The 15,864-nt window shown below is 71.1% G+C and carries 11 protein-coding genes; 5 read left to right on the forward strand and 6 right to left on the reverse strand.

Features of this window, described 5'->3' with window-relative positions; translation table 11 throughout:
• Position 1: 1 nt before the first annotated feature.
• The 4 genes from AB0J58_RS28235 to AB0J58_RS28250 all read left to right on the forward strand — a co-directional run bounded on the left by AB0J58_RS28235 (position 2) and on the right by AB0J58_RS28250 (position 5,128).
• A complete protein-coding gene (locus tag AB0J58_RS28235; RefSeq protein WP_364220999.1) occupies positions 2-925 on the forward strand; it encodes a LysR family transcriptional regulator in 924 nt (307 codons plus the stop codon).
• A gap of 213 nt (positions 926-1,138) precedes the next feature.
• Positions 1,139-3,466, forward strand: coding sequence for a hypothetical protein (locus AB0J58_RS28240; RefSeq protein ID WP_364221002.1), 2,328 nt, complete (start codon positions 1,139-1,141; stop codon positions 3,464-3,466).
• Positions 3,467-3,601: 135 nt separating this feature from the next.
• A complete protein-coding gene (locus AB0J58_RS28245) occupies positions 3,602-4,075 on the forward strand; it encodes a carboxymuconolactone decarboxylase family protein (RefSeq protein WP_364221005.1) in 474 nt (157 codons plus the stop codon).
• A 129-nt stretch (positions 4,076-4,204) separates the two neighbouring features.
• Positions 4,205-5,128 carry an RNA polymerase sigma-70 factor gene (locus tag AB0J58_RS28250; RefSeq protein ID WP_364221008.1) on the forward strand — a complete coding sequence of 308 codons (924 nt, stop codon included), beginning with the start codon at positions 4,205-4,207 and terminating at the stop codon, positions 5,126-5,128.
• A gap of 35 nt (positions 5,129-5,163) precedes the next feature.
• On the opposite strand, the gene narI is transcribed toward AB0J58_RS28250, so the two are convergent.
• From narI to AB0J58_RS28270, 4 genes are read right to left on the reverse strand one after another with little or no spacing between them, the layout of a single operon-like run.
• A complete protein-coding gene (narI, locus tag AB0J58_RS28255; protein ID WP_364221010.1) occupies positions 5,164-5,895 on the reverse strand; it encodes a respiratory nitrate reductase subunit gamma in 732 nt (243 codons plus the stop codon).
• The gene (gene narJ, locus AB0J58_RS28260) at positions 5,892-6,644 is read right to left on the reverse strand and encodes a nitrate reductase molybdenum cofactor assembly chaperone (protein ID WP_364221013.1); all 753 of its coding nucleotides are present in this window, start codon (positions 6,642-6,644) and stop codon (positions 5,892-5,894) included. Before narJ ends, narI begins: the two co-directional genes overlap by 4 nt.
• Positions 6,628-8,289: a nitrate reductase subunit beta gene (gene narH / locus AB0J58_RS28265; protein ID WP_364221016.1), complete on the reverse strand. Its 1,662-nt coding sequence runs from the start codon at positions 8,287-8,289 to the stop codon at positions 6,628-6,630. The genes narJ and narH overlap by 17 nt, the downstream gene beginning before the upstream one ends.
• Positions 8,290-8,335: 46 nt before the next feature.
• Positions 8,336-12,013 carry a nitrate reductase subunit alpha gene (locus tag AB0J58_RS28270; protein ID WP_364221019.1) on the reverse strand — a complete coding sequence of 1,226 codons (3,678 nt, stop codon included), beginning with the start codon at positions 12,011-12,013 and terminating at the stop codon, positions 8,336-8,338.
• Positions 12,014-12,498: 485 nt separating this feature from the next.
• Here AB0J58_RS28270 and AB0J58_RS28275 point away from each other — a divergent pair, with 485 nt between their 5' ends.
• Positions 12,499-13,977: a nitronate monooxygenase gene (locus tag AB0J58_RS28275; protein ID WP_364221022.1), complete on the forward strand. Its 1,479-nt coding sequence runs from the start codon at positions 12,499-12,501 to the stop codon at positions 13,975-13,977.
• A 28-nt stretch (positions 13,978-14,005) separates the two neighbouring features.
• Here AB0J58_RS28275 and AB0J58_RS28280 read toward each other — a convergent pair whose 3' ends face one another.
• Both AB0J58_RS28280 and AB0J58_RS28285 read right to left on the reverse strand, forming a co-directional pair.
• A complete protein-coding gene (locus tag AB0J58_RS28280) occupies positions 14,006-14,419 on the reverse strand; it encodes a pyridoxamine 5'-phosphate oxidase family protein (protein WP_364221024.1) in 414 nt (137 codons plus the stop codon).
• 148 nt (positions 14,420-14,567) lie between these two features.
• On the reverse strand, positions 14,568-15,803 hold the full coding sequence (locus tag AB0J58_RS28285; RefSeq protein WP_364221027.1) for an MFS transporter: 1,236 nt from the start codon (positions 15,801-15,803) through the stop codon (positions 14,568-14,570).
• Positions 15,804-15,864 lie beyond the last annotated feature (61 nt).

A 15,864-nucleotide genomic window follows, 5' to 3' on the forward strand; every position in this document is an offset into this window, starting at 1 on the left:
CATGGGACAGGACGGAGAGGGCGTCACGGGTTCGGGGTTGGACCGGCTGACATCGGTCAACCTCAACCTGTTGGTGCCGCTCCTCGCGCTCCTGGAAGAGCGTTCGGTGACCAGGGCGGCGGAACGAGTCGGTCTGTCACAGCCGGCGATGAGCCACGCCCTCACGAGAATGCGACGTCTGCTGGGTGACGAACTCGTCGTCCGGCAGGGGGCGGGCGTCACCCTGACCCCGCGGGCCCAGGAGCTGATCGCGCCGCTGCGCAGTGCCCTGCAGCAGACGGCACGCATCGTGAACTTCCCCTGCTTCGACCCCGCCACGGATCAGCGCGTCATCACGATCGCCATGACCAACAGCACGGCGTTCGTCGTCGGCCCTCGACTGGCGCGGCTCGTCGCCGAGCGCGCTCCTCGCGCCACGTTGCGCATACTTACGATCACGGTGCCGACCGAGGCCACTTTCACCGACAGGGGCGTCGACGTCGTGCTGCTCTCCGAGGGGCACTTCTCACCGTATCCGCGCGAGCGCCTCTACGACGACCGCTGTGTGGTGGTGGCCTCACCGGACACGCCACCGGACGCGACCGCGCTCGACCTGCTGACCACAGAGCCGCACATCGTCGTCGACACCGATCGGCGGGTCTTCCCCTATCCGGTGCTGGAGGAGCAGGGGATCCCCTACCGCGTCGGCCAGTTGGTCTCCGACTTTCTGCTGGTGCCTTTCCTGGTCGCGCGCGCGGGCGGCGTCGCTCTCTTTCGCCACCAGGTCGCCGCCACCATGCGGACACTGGCCGACCTGCGGATCGAGGAGTTCCCGTTCCCGCTTCCCGGGCTCGGGATCGACATGGTCTGGAACCCCCGACTGGCTGATCAGTACTTCATCGAATGGCTTCGGGCGCTACTGTTCGACGTCGCAACGGATCTCTGACGCACTGCGGGCGGCGTGCCGCCTGGACCGCGCGAGCCCGGGAGCCGCCGGCGTGGACCGTCCACGCCGTACGCCGCCCCTCTTCCTCGTCGCACTGTGCGGGCAGGAGGCGACGGCGGCTCGCGAAAGCTCCGCGCTCGCCATGGCTTGATCAACTTCCTGGTGACTCGCTAGGGTTGGGCGCTTCGACCGCTCCGCCCCCAAGAGATGGCCATGCGTCGCTACCGTTTCGGCAGGATCGCCGCCCTGATCGCGCTCGGCTACCTCGTCGTGGTCGCCGTACTGGGCGCCTTCGCGCTGTCCACCGACCGGGGCGATGTCCTCTGGACGGTCGTCACCCGCGACTCCGGCATGAACTGGTTCCGTGACCTCAGCGGAGAGGCGTTCACCGTCTCGCGGGGGCCGGCGCTCGTCCTGATCCTCATCGGGGCGCTCCAGGCGTGGGCCCTGTGGCAGGTGCTGCGCGGGCGCGCCCGCGGTGAGCTGACACACCGGGGCAGGAAGGTCGGCCTGCTGCGGCTCGCCCTGTACCTCGGCGTCGGCTACGGCCTGCTCATCATCGTCGGCGCCCCGCTGATCCTCGCATTGGAGATCTACTGGCTCTGGTCGGTGACGGGGATCGTCTCCGGTTTCGTGCAGCTGGCCATCGTCTGGCTGTTCTTCCTGGTGCTCCGTGACATCGTCTCCCGCAGGCTGCGGCTGTTCTCGCTCGTTGTCGGGAGCATCGCCTACCTGAGCGGCATCGGCCAGGAGATCGCGGCCGCCTTCGACCTGGGCGCCGTCGCGCAGATCCTCACCCTTGCCGAAGGGTACGGCTGGCCGGCGTGGTCCGTGTCGATCCTGACCGCCCAGGCCAGGGATCCCCGATGGAGCGCGGCGACCGTCCGGATAGGCGTCATCTCGCAGGTGATGTCCGTCCTCCAGCCCAACGGGTTCGTCTCCTTCGGCGGCACCGGTTTCCCCGACATCATCATGGTCTATACGCTCCTCGGCGCCGCCAGCGTCCTCGGGCTGGTGTGGAGCGCCAGGACCGCCCACGAGCTGGCGAACCCCGTTCCGCGGCCGGTCCCAAGGCAGGCACCGGCGCGGTCGGCGGCCAGGTGGTGGCCGCTGCCCGCCGTGGCGGTCGTGCTCCCGCTGATCCCCGCCGCCGTCAACCTCGCGTACGGCAGGTACCACTGGATCGGCCCCAGAGGCGCGATCGAGCGGTTCGTCCGGGTGGACGGCGGCAGCGAGCATGCTCTGACCTGGCTCGTCCTGGACGTCTTCGTCGGTGTCGGCGGCCCCGCGCTGCTGATCCTGGCCGCCGTCCTGCGCCGGACCCGCCCCCTCGTGCGGTTCACGACGCCGGCGCTGGCCATCGCAGCGGCCGTGGGTTTCGTCAGCGCGGTCACGGCGACGCCGGGGTCGGAGGACTTCGGCGACTTCTTCTACGAAGGCACGCAGATCTACCCGGAGGGGCTGTTCACCCAGGGGAAGAACGGTGAGACCTTCTTCGGCATCTCACCGCTGTGGTACAGCGCGGCCTTGCTCGCCTCCGCCCTGCTCCTGCTGTTCCTGTACCCGGCCGCGCCCACCCGGCGCGTACGCCACCGCGTGCTGCCGGCCGGGCTCGCCACACTGGTCGCGCTCGGGTTCCTGCCCGTGGCGGACCAGGCCCGCAGCCCGGTCACCGCGGCCGAGGACTGCGCCCCACGCGAGGCGTGGAGAGGCGAGCCCGAGGAACCCAGGCTCACCCGGGACCAGCGACTCGTGTGCTCCCTCCGGCAGGGAAACCTGATCAAGTTCGCCGCCACCACGCCCGACACCGTGATCCTCGCCCGTGCCCGATGGCTGTGCGGCATCTACACTCGTAACGATCCGCAGGAGGTCGCCCGCCTTCGGGCGACGGAGGGGCTGAAGCGCGATGACCTGACCTACCCGCTCGCGGAGATCTGCCCCAGCGCCGGCGCCGTGGTCAAGGCCGCGGCCGCCGAACGGGACCGGGAGATCCAGGAGTGGCAGGCCGACGCGCAGCGCATGTGCGACTCGAGCCCGCGCCACCGCCCGCTCATCGAACCGGCCAAGGCGATCCGCATGAAGGAACCCCAGGGGACGGACTACGGGGTCGTGGAGACGTACGAGCCGACCGAGGACGGCGGGGACCCGTCCGAGGACGGCCTGCTGGAGCAGGCTCAGGACGACGACCTGGTGGCCGCGCTCCCCGGCCACCTGATGATCCTGACGCACTCCGACTTCGACCTCTGCGTCACGCTGGAGACCTACACCCGCCGCCCGCCGGTGGAGACCAAGGGCTGGGACCACGTCGCCGAGGTCGGCTACGAGAGCCCCACCGGCGAGATCGTGCTGAGGGACGATCTGAGCGGCACCGAATTTCCCGACCTGTCACTCAACGGCCGTGTGGGTCACTACCGGATCCGGGTGCACTACGACTGGTTCAGGTGGAAGGGAGAGCAAGAGGGCGGCCAGCGTCTGTTGATCATGGCGTTCCCCGGGAAGGGGGACAAGCCGATCACGTACCGCAAGCCTTCCAGTCGATGAGCACGCCTCAGGCGGGTCAGGACGACGGCAGGGCTTGGAGGCAGGGAGACGCGGGTCACACCCGTCCATGTCACAGGGGGTCGGGCTATCTCGTCTCAGGGGGTGTAGCCGTCAACGACCACGGAGGAGCACAGCATGGACGCGCGACTCGACTACTTCGCCGACCCGACCGCCGGCAAGGTCCTCAAGCACTTCATGTCGGCGGGCAAGGCGCTCAAGGACTCGCCGCTGCCGGCCGCCACGCAGGAACTGGTGGCGCTTCGGGTAAGTCAGATCAACGGCTGCGCCGTCTGCGTCGACATGCACACCAAAGAGGCCGTCGCCGCCGGTGAGACCCCGGTGCGGCTGAACCTGGTCGCGGCGTGGCGGGAGGCCACCGTCTTCACCGAGGCCGAGCGCGCCGCGCTGAGGCTGGCGGAGGAGGGGACCCGGGTCGCGGACGCGGCCGGTGGGGTCGACGACGAGGTGTGGGCGTACGCCGCCGAGTACTACGACAAGGAGCAGCTCACCGCCCTGGTGATCCTGGTCTCCTTCATGAACACGGCGAACCGGCTGAACATCATCACCCGGCAGCCGGCCGGCGACCACGTGCCCGAGCGGTTCCACTGAACGGCATCGGCGACCGGCTCCGGGCCCTCCAGCTTCGGGGGTGTCTCTCCGGCGTTCCGGACGATCATCGGAAGATGCCCGCACCGGCGGGTACGGCCGGGTGAGAGGTGCGGGGGAAGGGGGTTCGGCGTGAGCAAGGTCGAGGAGTTCGAGGAGCTGCGGCCGCTGCTGTTCTCGATCGCCTATCGGATTCTGGGCAGTGTGGGTGAGGCCGAGGACGCGGTGCAGGAGACATGGCTGCGCTATGACGGCTCGGCGGCCCGGCCCACGTCGGCCAAGGCTCTTCTGTCGACCACGGTGACGCGAATCTCGATCGATGTGCTGCGTTCCGCGCGGGTGCGGCGGGAGGAGTACGTGGGCCCGTGGCTTCCCGAGCCGCTGCTGAGCGATCCGTATCAGGATCCGGCGCGGTCGGTGGAACTGGCCGACTCGGTGTCGATGGCGGCGTTGCTGCTGCTGGAGCGGCTCAGCCCGCTGGAGCGGGCGGTGTTCGTGCTGCGGGAGGTGTTCGGCTTCGGGTTCGACGAGGTCGCCGCGGCGGTGGGGCGGTCGGAGGCGGCGTGCCGGCAGCTGCTGGTGCGGGCGCGGCGGCATATGGAGGCCGGGCGTCCGCGCTTCGAAGCGGCCCGCGCAGAGCGGGAGGAACTGGCGTCGCGGTTCTTCGACGCCCTCCGTGAAGGTGACCTCGTCGGCCTGCGGGAACTGCTCGCCGCCGACGTGTCGGTGGTCGGCGACGGCGGCGGCAAGGCCCCGCAGCTGGCCAGGGCCGTCGTCGGCGCCGAGAACGTGGCCCGGCTGCTCGCCTCTCTCCTCCCCCGGTTGGCCCGGATCGACGTGACGTTCGAGCCGCACGAGGTCAACGGCCAGCCGGGCGCGATCTTCCGCGACCGGGACGGCAGGGTGCTCCACATCCTGGTGCTCGATGTGCTCGACGGGCAGGTCCAGACGATCCGCTCGGTGATCAACCCCGACAAGCTCGGGCACGTGGGCCCGGTGGCGGACGCCTGGGCGATCGACCGCGAAGCAAGGCAGGCACGCCGGCGCACGGAATGAGGGCTCGGTTCCGGTGCTCCGCCGTGCCCGTGCCGTCAGCGGGACGGCTCCCAGCCCCTGCGCGGGGCGCGGGCGCCGGTCGGCTGCTCGTCACGGCTGCGGTAGACCACGTACGGCCGGGTCAGGTAGCCGACGGGCGCGGTGAGCATGTGCACCAGCCGGGTGAACGGCCAGACGGCGAACAGCAGCAGCGCGCTGAGCGCGTGCAGCTGGAACAGCGGCGGCGCACCGGCCATCAGCGCCGGATCGGGCTGGAAGTAGAAGATCGACCGGAACCATGGCGAGATGGTCGTGCGGTAGTCGTAGCCGCCGCCGACGATGTTCGCCATCACCGTGGCGGCCAGGCCCAGCACGATGGTGGCGGCCAGCATCGCGTACATCAGCTTGTCGTTGCGGGTGGTGGCGGTGAACACCGGGCCGACGGTGCGGCGCCGGTAGATCAGGATCGCCAGCCCGCAGAGGGTGGCCACTCCCGCGATCGTGCCCAGCACGACCGCGACGACATGGTAGGCCTCCTCGCTGACGCCCACCGCCTCGGTCCAGCTCTTGGGGATCACCAGACCGCCGATGTGGCCGAGCAGCACGACCAGGACGCCGAAGTGGAACAGCGGGCTGCCGATGCGCAGCAGCCGGGACTCGTACATCTGCGACGAGCGGGTGGTCCAGCCGAACTTGTCGTAGCGGTAGCGCCACACGTGCCCCAGCACGAACACCGTCAGCGCCACGTACGGCGCCGCCACCCACAGCACCACGTCCAGTGCGTTCACCTGCTCGCCTCCATGACCGCGTAGGGCTCCAGTCCGACTTCCTCGGCCGGCGGGCCCTGCGCCGCCAGCCGCAGCGCGGCCTCCTGGTCGCGCGGGCTCGCCGGGCCGAGCGCGGCCAGCACCGCGGCCACCACGTCGGCGTACGGCGAGGCCTCGGCCTCCAGCGCCTTGCGCAGTAGCTCTATGCCCGCCCGGTTCTCGGTCAGCAGGCGCCGGGCCGGCCGTACGGCGCCGCGCGCGAGGAACTCGCACACCACCGCCAGGTGGTCGGGCAGCTCCCCGTCGGCGAGCTCGAAGCCCGCGCTGCGCAAGGCGTGCTTGAAGCGCAGCAGCGCCGCGCCGCGCTTGCGGGTGTCGCCGTAGGCGTAGTAGGTCAGGTAGGGACAGCAGCGCCGCTTGAGGTCGAACGTCGCCACGTAGTGGGCGGCCAGCTCGACCCGGCCGGCCGCCTCGGCGTGCTCCAGGAAGGCGGCCAGCCGCCTGCGGACCTCCCCTTCCGGCAGCCCGTCCACCGCCTCGGCCAGCACCCGCCGCTCACCGTACAGCCGTTCGTCGGGGTAGCAGAGCAGCACCGAGGCCACCATGTGGGCGGTGCGCAGCGCGCCCTCGTCCAGCGTGTTCATGACTTCCCCCGGAGAACGGTCGTGGACGCCGCCGACGTTGTCGCGGTCACCCGGGTCAAGGAGATCGGCCGCGCCGAGGCCGCGGAAGAGGCGGTCGCCGTGCGGACCCTCATGACTTCTCCTCATGTCCGTCGCGCTTCGGGAACAGCCCGTCGGGGGTGCCCTTGCCGTCCCAGTTGAGGAGGTTGACCCGGCCGCGTAGCTCGCCTGCCTTCTCCAGGTCGTCGCCGCGCTGGCGCTCCTTGAGCGCGTGGAAGTTCTCCACCGCGATCGGGGCGGGCATGCCGGAGGCCTCGCCGAACGGGCCGCCCATGCCGGGGCCGCCCTCGTAGTCGAGGCTGCAGCCGGTCGCCAGTTCCTCCAGCCGCGCGCCCTGTTCGGCGTGGGCCTTGGGGATGACGTAGCGCTCGTCGTAGGCGGCGATGGCCAGCAGCCGGTGCATGTCCCGGATGCCCTGGCCGGTCATGCCGACCGCCGCCGCGATCGACTCGTCGGGTTCCTGGCCGAGGTTGAGGCGGCGCATGTAGGAGCGCATCGCCGCCAGGCGGCGCAGCACCGACCGCACCGGCTCCGGATCACCGGCGGTGAACAGCTCGGCCAGGTAGCCGATCGGGATGCGCAGCGCGTCGATCGCACCGAACAGGTTGCCCGCGTCCTCGCCGTCGTGGCCGGTGCCGGACAGGACGTCCACCACCGGCGACAGCGGCGGGATGTACCAGACCATCGGCATCGTCCGGTACTCCGGGTGCAGCGGCAGCGCCACCCCGAACTCGAAGATCAGCTTGTGGATGGGGGAGCGGCGCGCCGCCTCCAGCCAGTCCTCGGGAATGCCCGCGGCGCGGGCCGCGGCGGCCACCTCCGGGTCGTGCGGGTCGAGCATCACGCTCTTCTGCGCCTTGAGCAGTTCCCTGTCGTCGGCGACGGAGGCCGCCTCGGTCACCCGGTCGGCGTCGTAGAGGATGATCCCGATGTAGCGCAGTCGGCCCACGCACGTCTCCGAGCAGACCGTGGGCAGGCCCACCTCCACCCGAGGAAAGCAGAAGGTGCACTTCTCGGCCTTGCCGGTGCGGTGGTTGAAGTACACCTTCTTGTACGGGCAGCCGGTCACGCACATCCGCCAGCCCCGGCAGCGGTCCTGGTCGACCAGGACGATGCCGTCCTCGGAGCGCTTGTAGATGGCCCCCGACGGGCACGACGCCGCGCACGAGGGGTTGAGGCAGTGCTCGCAGATGCGCGGCAGGTAGAACATGAAGGCGTTCTCGAAGTCGAGCCTGACCTGGTCGGAGACCTTGCGTAACACGGGGTCGGACGGTGCCAGCTCCGGGCCGCCGGCCAGGTTGTCGTCCCAGTTCGCACTCCAGCTGATCTTCGTGGGCTCACCGGTGATCAGCGAGCGGGGCCGCGCGACGGGTGTGTCGTCCTGCACGGGGGCGGAGAACAGCCGGTCGTAGTCGTAGGTCCAGGGCTCGTAGTAGTCCTGGATCGACGGCATCAGCGGGTTGGCGAAGATGGAGAACAGCTTCTTCAGCCGCCCCCCGGCCTTCAGCCGCAACCTGCCGCGGGCGTTGAGCTCCCAGCCGCCCTTCCACCTGTCCTGGTCCTGGTAGGTGCGGGGGTAGCCCTGCCCGGGACGGGTCTCGACGTTGTTGAACCACACGTACTCGGTGCCGGCCCGGTTCGTCCAGGCCTGCTTGCAGGTGACCGAGCAGGTGTGGCAGCCGATGCACTTGTCCAGGTTCATCACCATGGCCAGCTGCGCCATCACCCTCATCGCCTGATCACCTCTCCCCGGTCACCGCGTCGGGTTCGCTCGTGCATCAGTAGTCGACCTCCTGGCTGCGGCGGCGGATCACGGTGACCTCGTCACGCTGGTTACCGGTCGGCCCCAGGTAGTTGAACGCGAACGACAGCTGGGCGTAGCCGCCGATCAGGTGCGTGGGCTTGATCATCAGACGGGTCAGGGAATTGTGGATGCCGCCGCGCCTGCCGGAGGTCTCGCTCTTGGGCACGTCCACGACCCGTTCCTGGGCGTGGTACATGTACACGGTCCCGGTCGGCATGCGGTGCGAGACGATCGCCCGGGCGACCACGACGCCGTTGCGGTTGAGCGCCTCGACCCAGTCGTTGTCGCCGATCCCCGCCCGAGCGGCGTCGGCGGGGCTCATCCAGATGGTCGGCCCGCCCCGCGACAGGGTCAGCATCAGCAGGTTGTCCTGGTATTCGGAGTGGATGGACCATTTGGAGTGCGGGGTGAGGTAGCGCACGGTGATGCCCTCCTCGCCGCCCTCGCCGATGCCCGGCTCGCCGAACAGCGCGGTCATGTTCAGCGGGGGCCGGTAGATCGGCAGCGCCTCGCCGGCCTCGTGCATCCAGTCGTGGTCCAGGAAGAAGTGCTGGCGTCCGGTGAGGGTGTGCCAGGGCTTGCGATGCTCGACGTTGATGGTGAACGCCGAGTAGCGACGCCCGCCGGTCTCGCTGCCCGACCATTCCGGCGAGGTGGTCACCGGCACCGGCCGGGCCTGCGTGTCGGCGAACGTGATCTTCTTGTGCTCGTCGGCGAGCCCGTCGAAGCTCGTGCCGGTGCGGCGGGCCAGCGTCGCGAAGCCCTGGGCGGCCAGGTGCCCGTTGGTGGTGCCCGACAGCGCCAGGATCGTCTCGCACATGTCGGTGTCGCGGGCCAGCGAGGGCCGCCCGTCGGCCACGCCGCCGCGCACGGTGCCGTTCATCCGGCCGAGCCGCTCGATCTCACCGGACACGTCGTAGGTCAGGCCCTTGGTGGTGGTGCCCAGGGTGTCCAGCAGCGGTCCGAGCGCGGCCATCTTCTGCGCGACCGCGCCGTAGTCCCGCTCCACCACGGTGATCTTCGGGAAGTTCCTGCCGGGGACGGGAATCGTGCCCGTGGCCCGCCAGTCGTCCACGACGCCGTAGGGGGTGGCGAGCTCGTCGGGGGTGTCGTGCAGCAGCGGCACCGCCACCAGGTCCCGGCGCACCCCCAGCCGGGGGCCGGCCAGCGCGCTGAACGCCTTGGCGATCGCCTGAAAGGCCGCGAAGTCGGTACGGGTCTGCCAGGGCGGGTCGATCGCCGGGGAGAAGGCGTGTACGAACGGGTGCATGTCGGTCGAGGACAGGTCGTGTTTCTCGTACCAGGTCGCGGCCGGCAGCACGATGTCGGAGAACAGCGTCGTGGACGTCATCCGGAAGTCCAGCGACAGCAGCAGGTCGAGCTTGCCGCGCGGCGCCTCCTCGTGCCACCGGACGTCGTCCGGCCGTTGCTCGGGTGCGGCCTCCTCGGCCCGCACGGAGGAGTCGGTGCCGAGCAGGTGGCGCAGGAAGTACTCGTTGCCCTTGGCCGACGACCCCAGCAGGTTGGCCCGCCACACGGTCAGCACCCGCGGCCAGTTGGCGGGCGCGTCGGGGTCCTCGCAGGCGAAGCCGAGCTCGCCGGTGGCGGCTTTGGAGGCGATGTAGGGCCCCGGCTCCTGCCCGGAGGCGGCCGCCTCGTCGGCCAGGTCCAGGCTGTTGCGGTCGAAGGTGGGGTAGGAGGGCATCCAGCCCAGCCGGGCCGACTGCGACAGCAGGTGGGCGGTGGCCTTGCCGGTGAACGCGCCGCCGCCCGCCAGCGGCGAGGCCACCACGTCGGCGCTGTAGGTGTCGTAGCGCCACTGGTCGGTGTGCAGGTACCAGTAGGCGGTGCCGATCATCTGCCGGGGCGGGCGCGCCCAGTCGGTGCCGAACGCCATGTGCGCCCATCCGGTGACCGGGCGGCACTTCTCCTGGCCGACGTAGTGCGCCCAGCCGCCGCCGTTGACGCCCTGGCAGCCGGTCAGCGTGGTCAGCGCCAGGAAGGAGCGGTAGATCGTGTCGGAGTGGAACCAGTGGTTGGTCCCCGCACCCATGATGATCATGGAGCGGCCGCCGGACTCCTCGGCGTTGCGGGCGAACTCGCGGGCGATCCTCACCGCCTTCGCCGCCGGCACACCGGTGATCGCCTCCTGCCAGGCGGGCGTGTACGGCCGGCTCGCGTCGTCGTAGGAGGACGGCCAGTCCTGTTGCTCGTTCGCGTGGGTGGCGTCCATCGGCCGGGCCACGCCGTACTGGGCGAGCAGCAGGTCGAAGACCGTGGTGACCAGCCGCCCGGCGATCCGCCGGACGGGTACGCCGCGTCGCAGCACCGCGCCGTCCCCGGTCTGGTCGAAGCGGGGCAGCAGCACCGTCACGGTCTGCTCGCCGTCCAGGCCCAGCATCGGGTCGACGTCGCCGAGGTCAAGGTTCCAGCGGCCCTGCCCGGCCTCGGAGTAGCGGAAGCCGAGCGAGCCGTTGGGCACCACCGGCCCGCCGGTGGCGGCGTCCAGCAGCACTGTCTTGAACGCCGCCTCGGCGCCGTCCTCGCCGAGGTCGGCCGCGGTCAGGAACTTGGCGGGCACATGGACGCCGTCGCGTTCGGTCAGCGTCACCAGGAACGGCAGGTCGCTGTGGCGCTTGACGTAGTCGGTGAAGTACGGCACCCGCCGGTCGACGAAGAACTCCCTGAGGATCACGTGGCCCATCGCCATGGCCAGCGCCCCGTCGGTGCCCGGGTGCGGCGCCAGCCACTCGTCGGCGAACTTCGTCGCGTCACTGTAGTCGGGGGAGACCACGACGACCTTCTGCCCGCGGTAGCGGGCCTCGGTCATGTAGTGCGCGTCCGGGGTGCGCGTCACCGGCACGTTGGAGCCCCACAGCATCAGGTAGGCCGCGTCCCACCAGTCGGCGGACTCCGGCACGTCGGTCTGGTCGCCGAACACCTGCGGGGAGGCCACCGGCAGGTCGGCGTACCAGTCGTAGAACGACAGCATCGTGCCGCCGATCAGCGACACGAACCGGGCACCGGAGGCGTGCGAGACCATCGACATCGCCGGGATCGGGGAGAACCCGGCCACCCGGTCGGGCCCGTAGGCCTCGATGGTGTGCACGTGCGCGGCCGCGATGATCTCGGTCGCCTCGTCCCAGGTGACGCGGACCAGGCCGCCCTTGCCGCGGGCCGACTGGTAGCGGCGGCGGCGCTCCGGATCGGAGGTGACCTCGGCCCACGCCGCCACCGGATCGCCCAGCCGCGCCTTCGCCTCCCGGTACATCTCCACCAGCACCCCGCGGGCATAGGGATAGCGGACCCGGGTGGGGGAGTAGGTGTACCAGGAGAACGCCGCGCCGCGCGGGCAGCCGCGCGGCTCGTACTCCGGCCGGTCGCCCCCGACGCTGGGGTAGTCGGTCTGCTGCGACTCCCAGGTGATGATGCCGTCCTTGACGTAGACCTTCCACGAGCACGACCCGGTGCAGTTCACCCCGTGCGTGGAACGCACGACCTTGTCGTGGCTCCACCGGTCGCGGTAGAACGCGTCCGCCTGACGGCCCCCGATCTGGTGCAGCGTCCGCAGGTCGTCGGAGACCGCCCCGGAACGCAGATGCCGGCCCAGCCTCAGAAGGGCGTCGTTGACCGGACCGTCCATGCCCGTCATATGGGTGCACTCCTTTTTTGGTGTGAACCGGGTATCTCTTGCGCGATCGCCTTCATAGCCACATATCGTTCAGGGAACCCCGGAGAGCAGTCGATGATCGCGACCGGTTGTGACCTCCGCGTCGAAGGTGGGGCACCGGGTGCGGTGCGGCGTCCCCCATCCTTGCCGGGGCTCCATCCTGATCTCAGGGTCCTTGGTCCCACGGGATGGGCCCAAAGACCCTGAAAGGCCTCAGGCCGCTGGGCCCGTCGGCTCGGCTGGCCGGTGGTGCGACAGCCACGCCCCGGATCTCCACCTCGTGCTCGGTCCCGCCGGGCGACGGCCGGGCGGCGTCCGAAGAAGCGTGCATGTGACCGGCGGCCTCCGCCTTCGGGACTTTGGTCACTACGGCGCCGTCGCGCCCGCCCGGTTGAATCCTTTGGATGCCGTCTTCCTGGGACCGGGCCCGAACGGGTCACGCCCCGGATGAGCAGGAGGGGTTCCCTTTGACCAGCACCGAGACGCCCGCCGCACCTCCGACCGGGCTCCCTTCGATCATCCAGGGCGGGATGGGGGTGGCCGTGTCCGGGTGGCGGCTGGCGCGGGCCGTGGCCCGGACCGGCCAGCTCGGCGTGGTGTCCGGGGTCGCGCTCGACGTCGTACTCGCCCGGCGGCTGCAACTCGGCGATCCCGGCGGCGAGCTGCGCCGCGCCCTGGCCGCCCTGCCGCTGCCCGGCATCGCCGAGCGGATCCTGGCCCGCTACCACGTGCCCGGCGGCATCGCCCCGGGAACGCCGTACCGGCCGGTGCCGCGGCTGGGCCTGCGACCGCACCGTGACCGCGCGGAGCTGACCGTCGCCGCCAACTTCGCCGAGGTCCACCTGGCCAGGCAGGGCCACGACGGCCCGATCGGCGTCAACTACCTGGAGAAGATCCAGATGGCCACGCCCGCCGCGCTGTACGGCGCGATGCTCGCCGGAGCCGACTACGTGCTCATGGGCGCGGGCATCCCCTCGCAGATCCCCCAGCTGCTGGACGCGCTGGCCGAGCACCGGGCCGGTGAGGTGTCGGTCACGGTCGCCGGCGCGGCCTCCGAGCAGCGCCACACCGTGGGGATCGACCCGGCCGGCCTGCTCGCCGGGACCCGCCTGCCGCCGCTGCGCAGGCCCCGCCTGCTGGCCATCGTCTCCTCCGACGTCCTGGCCGCCTACCTGGCACGCCGTCCCGAGACCCGGCCCGACGGGTTCGTGCTGGAAAGCCCCGCGGCCGGCGGGCACAGCGCCCCGCCGCGCGGCAGGATGCGCCTGGACGAGAGCGGCGAACCCCTCTACGGGCCCCGCGACCTGCCCGACACCGGCAAGATCGCCGCGCTGGGGCTGCCGTTCTGGCTGGCCGGCGGCCACGCCGGTCCCGGCGGGCTGGACCGGGCGCTGCGGAGCGGCGCCACCGGCATCCAGGTCGGCACCGCCTTCGCGCTGTGCCGGGAGTCAGGCCTGGACACTCGGCTCCGGCGGCACCTGCTGGACGAGGCCGCGGCCGGCGCTCTGACGGTGCGCAACGACCCGCGCGCCTCCCCGGCAGGGTTTCCCTTCAAGATCGCATCGGTGGACGGGACCCTGTCCGACGACGCGGTCTACACCGCCCGTCCCCGCCTGTGCGACCTGGGGCACCTGCGCACGCCGTACCTCAAGACCGACGGTACCGTCGGCTACCGCTGCCCGGCCGAGCCCGTCGCCGCCTACGTCCGCAAAGGCGGGCCCGCCGAGGACGCCGAGGGCCGCCGCTGCCTGTGCAACGGCCTGTTCAGCGCCATCGGTCTCGGCCGGCACCGCGCGGACGGCTACGTCGAGCCGCCCCTGCTGACCCTCGGCACCGACTTCGGTTTCCTGGGGGCGCTGCCGGAGGACCACACGGCCGCCGACGTCGTCGGCCACATCCTCGGCACCGGCCGGGACGAGAGGAGCGCCGCACCCCGCGCGAAATGATCGGCGAGCATCCCCTCGGGCAAGAAGGTCAGCCGAGCTGCCGCAGCCGTCGGCCGGAGACCTGCTTGGCGGTGATGACGACGAAGTGGTCGCGGCTGCCCGGAGCCCACGGCGTCAGTGGCAGCTCGGCCAGCCGGGCCATCTCCTGGGGATCGTCAACGGCCCGGGCATACCCCACGACCGTGACCGACCAGCCGGTGCGTTGTTCGAGGTCGAAGTCGTCGATCTCAAAAGCCACGATGGCCTGGCGGGTGGCGGCGGCCAGCTTGGAGCCGACCGTCGTACGGATGACGATGTCGTCGCCGTCGAGACAGAAGTTCACCGGCTGCACCGCCGGCAGGGCGCGATCGGTGAAGACAATCCGCCCGATCGGGCAGGAGGCCAACAGGTGCATGCACTTCTCGTGGGAGAGCACCTGCGGGCCGGCCGAGTCGAGTGTCATACTCCCCAGCTTGCCGGAACGCCTGCTTCGGCGATTAGAGGCGAAAGTCCCGTGACAGGTCCCCGGCGCCGGGCGCCGGGGACCTGTCCGCTCGTGCCGAGGCTCATCGGCGGCCGGCACCTTTCATCGCGGGTCCCTGGGGTCGCCGCTACGGTGTCAGCGGCTGGGCCGCGCGCGGCCGGGCCGTGGCACGGACCACGGTCACCGTCAGCAGCACCGTCAGCAGCGAGACCACGGCAAGCAACGCCAGGCCCAGGCCGTAGGAGCCGAGCCGGCCGTAGATGAGGCCCATCACCAGCGGCGGCACGAACCCGCCCAGGCCGCCGGCGGCGCCGACCAGACCGGTGACCGAGCCCACCTTGTCGGCCGGAGCGACCTGCGCGACCAGCGCGAAGACGGCGCCGCTGCCCGCGCCCAGCGCCGCGGCCATGGTCAGGAACGCGATCGTGCCCACCGGCATCAGGGCCAGGGTGAGGGCCTGGATCGTGGCGCAGACGGCGACCACGGCGAAGACGGCGACCAGCACGGGCAGCGGCCCGATCCTGTCCGACAGCCAGCCTCCGACCGGACGCATCAGGACCGCCAGGACCACGAACCCGGCCATCCGGTTGGCGGCGTCGGCCTGTTCCAGCACGTAGGCGGTCTGCAGGTAGGCCGGCAGGTACACCGAGAACGCCACATACCCGCCGAAGGCCACCGCGTACAGGATGCACGCCTGCCAGGCGATCGGCAGTTTCGCGGTGGCGGCCAGGCGCGCGGCGAGCGGCTGGGTGGGGACCGTGCGGCCCGGTGCGTCGCGCAGCGTGAACCACGCCACGACGGTGTAGACGGCCAGGCCTGCGGCGGTGAGCAGGAACGGGGTGGCCGCGCCGTCGGCCTTGACCAGCTTGACCGTGGTCAGGGCGCTGATCGCGGTGCCGCCCATGCCCGCGCCGAAGACGCCGATGGCCAGGCCGCGCCGCTCGGGCGGGAACCAGGCGCCCACGAAGGGCACGCCGACGGCGAACGCCGTCCCGCCGATGCCCAGGAAGAACCCGCCGACCAGCAGCGCGGTCAGCGAGCCCTGCCCGGCCACGCCGATGAACAGGACCGGGACGATGGTGGCGGCGGAGACCAGCGGGAACATCACGCGGCCGCCGAAGCGGTCGGTGAGCGCGCCGACGGGAATGCGGCCCAGCGAGCCGACGATCACCGGGACCGCGACCAGCAGCGCCTGCTGGGAGGCGGACAGGCTCAGCAGGTCCTTGAAGCGCGGTCCCAGCGGGCTGAGCAGCGCCCACGCCCAGAAGTTCACCGCGAACCCCACGGTGGCCACCGTCAGCATCAACGCCGGTCGGTGGCCGGCCTCGCCTGATGCTCTTCGATCGACGCCGTCAGTGCTCATCTCATCCGTCCTCGTCGCATCGGCTCGTTCCGTTGGGCGCTGCGGTCAACGTGTTCTCCGC

This window comes from Streptosporangium sp. NPDC049644 (genome assembly GCF_040675205.1).
Taxonomy (GTDB): domain Bacteria; phylum Actinomycetota; class Actinomycetes; order Streptosporangiales; family Streptosporangiaceae; genus Streptosporangium; species Streptosporangium fukuiense.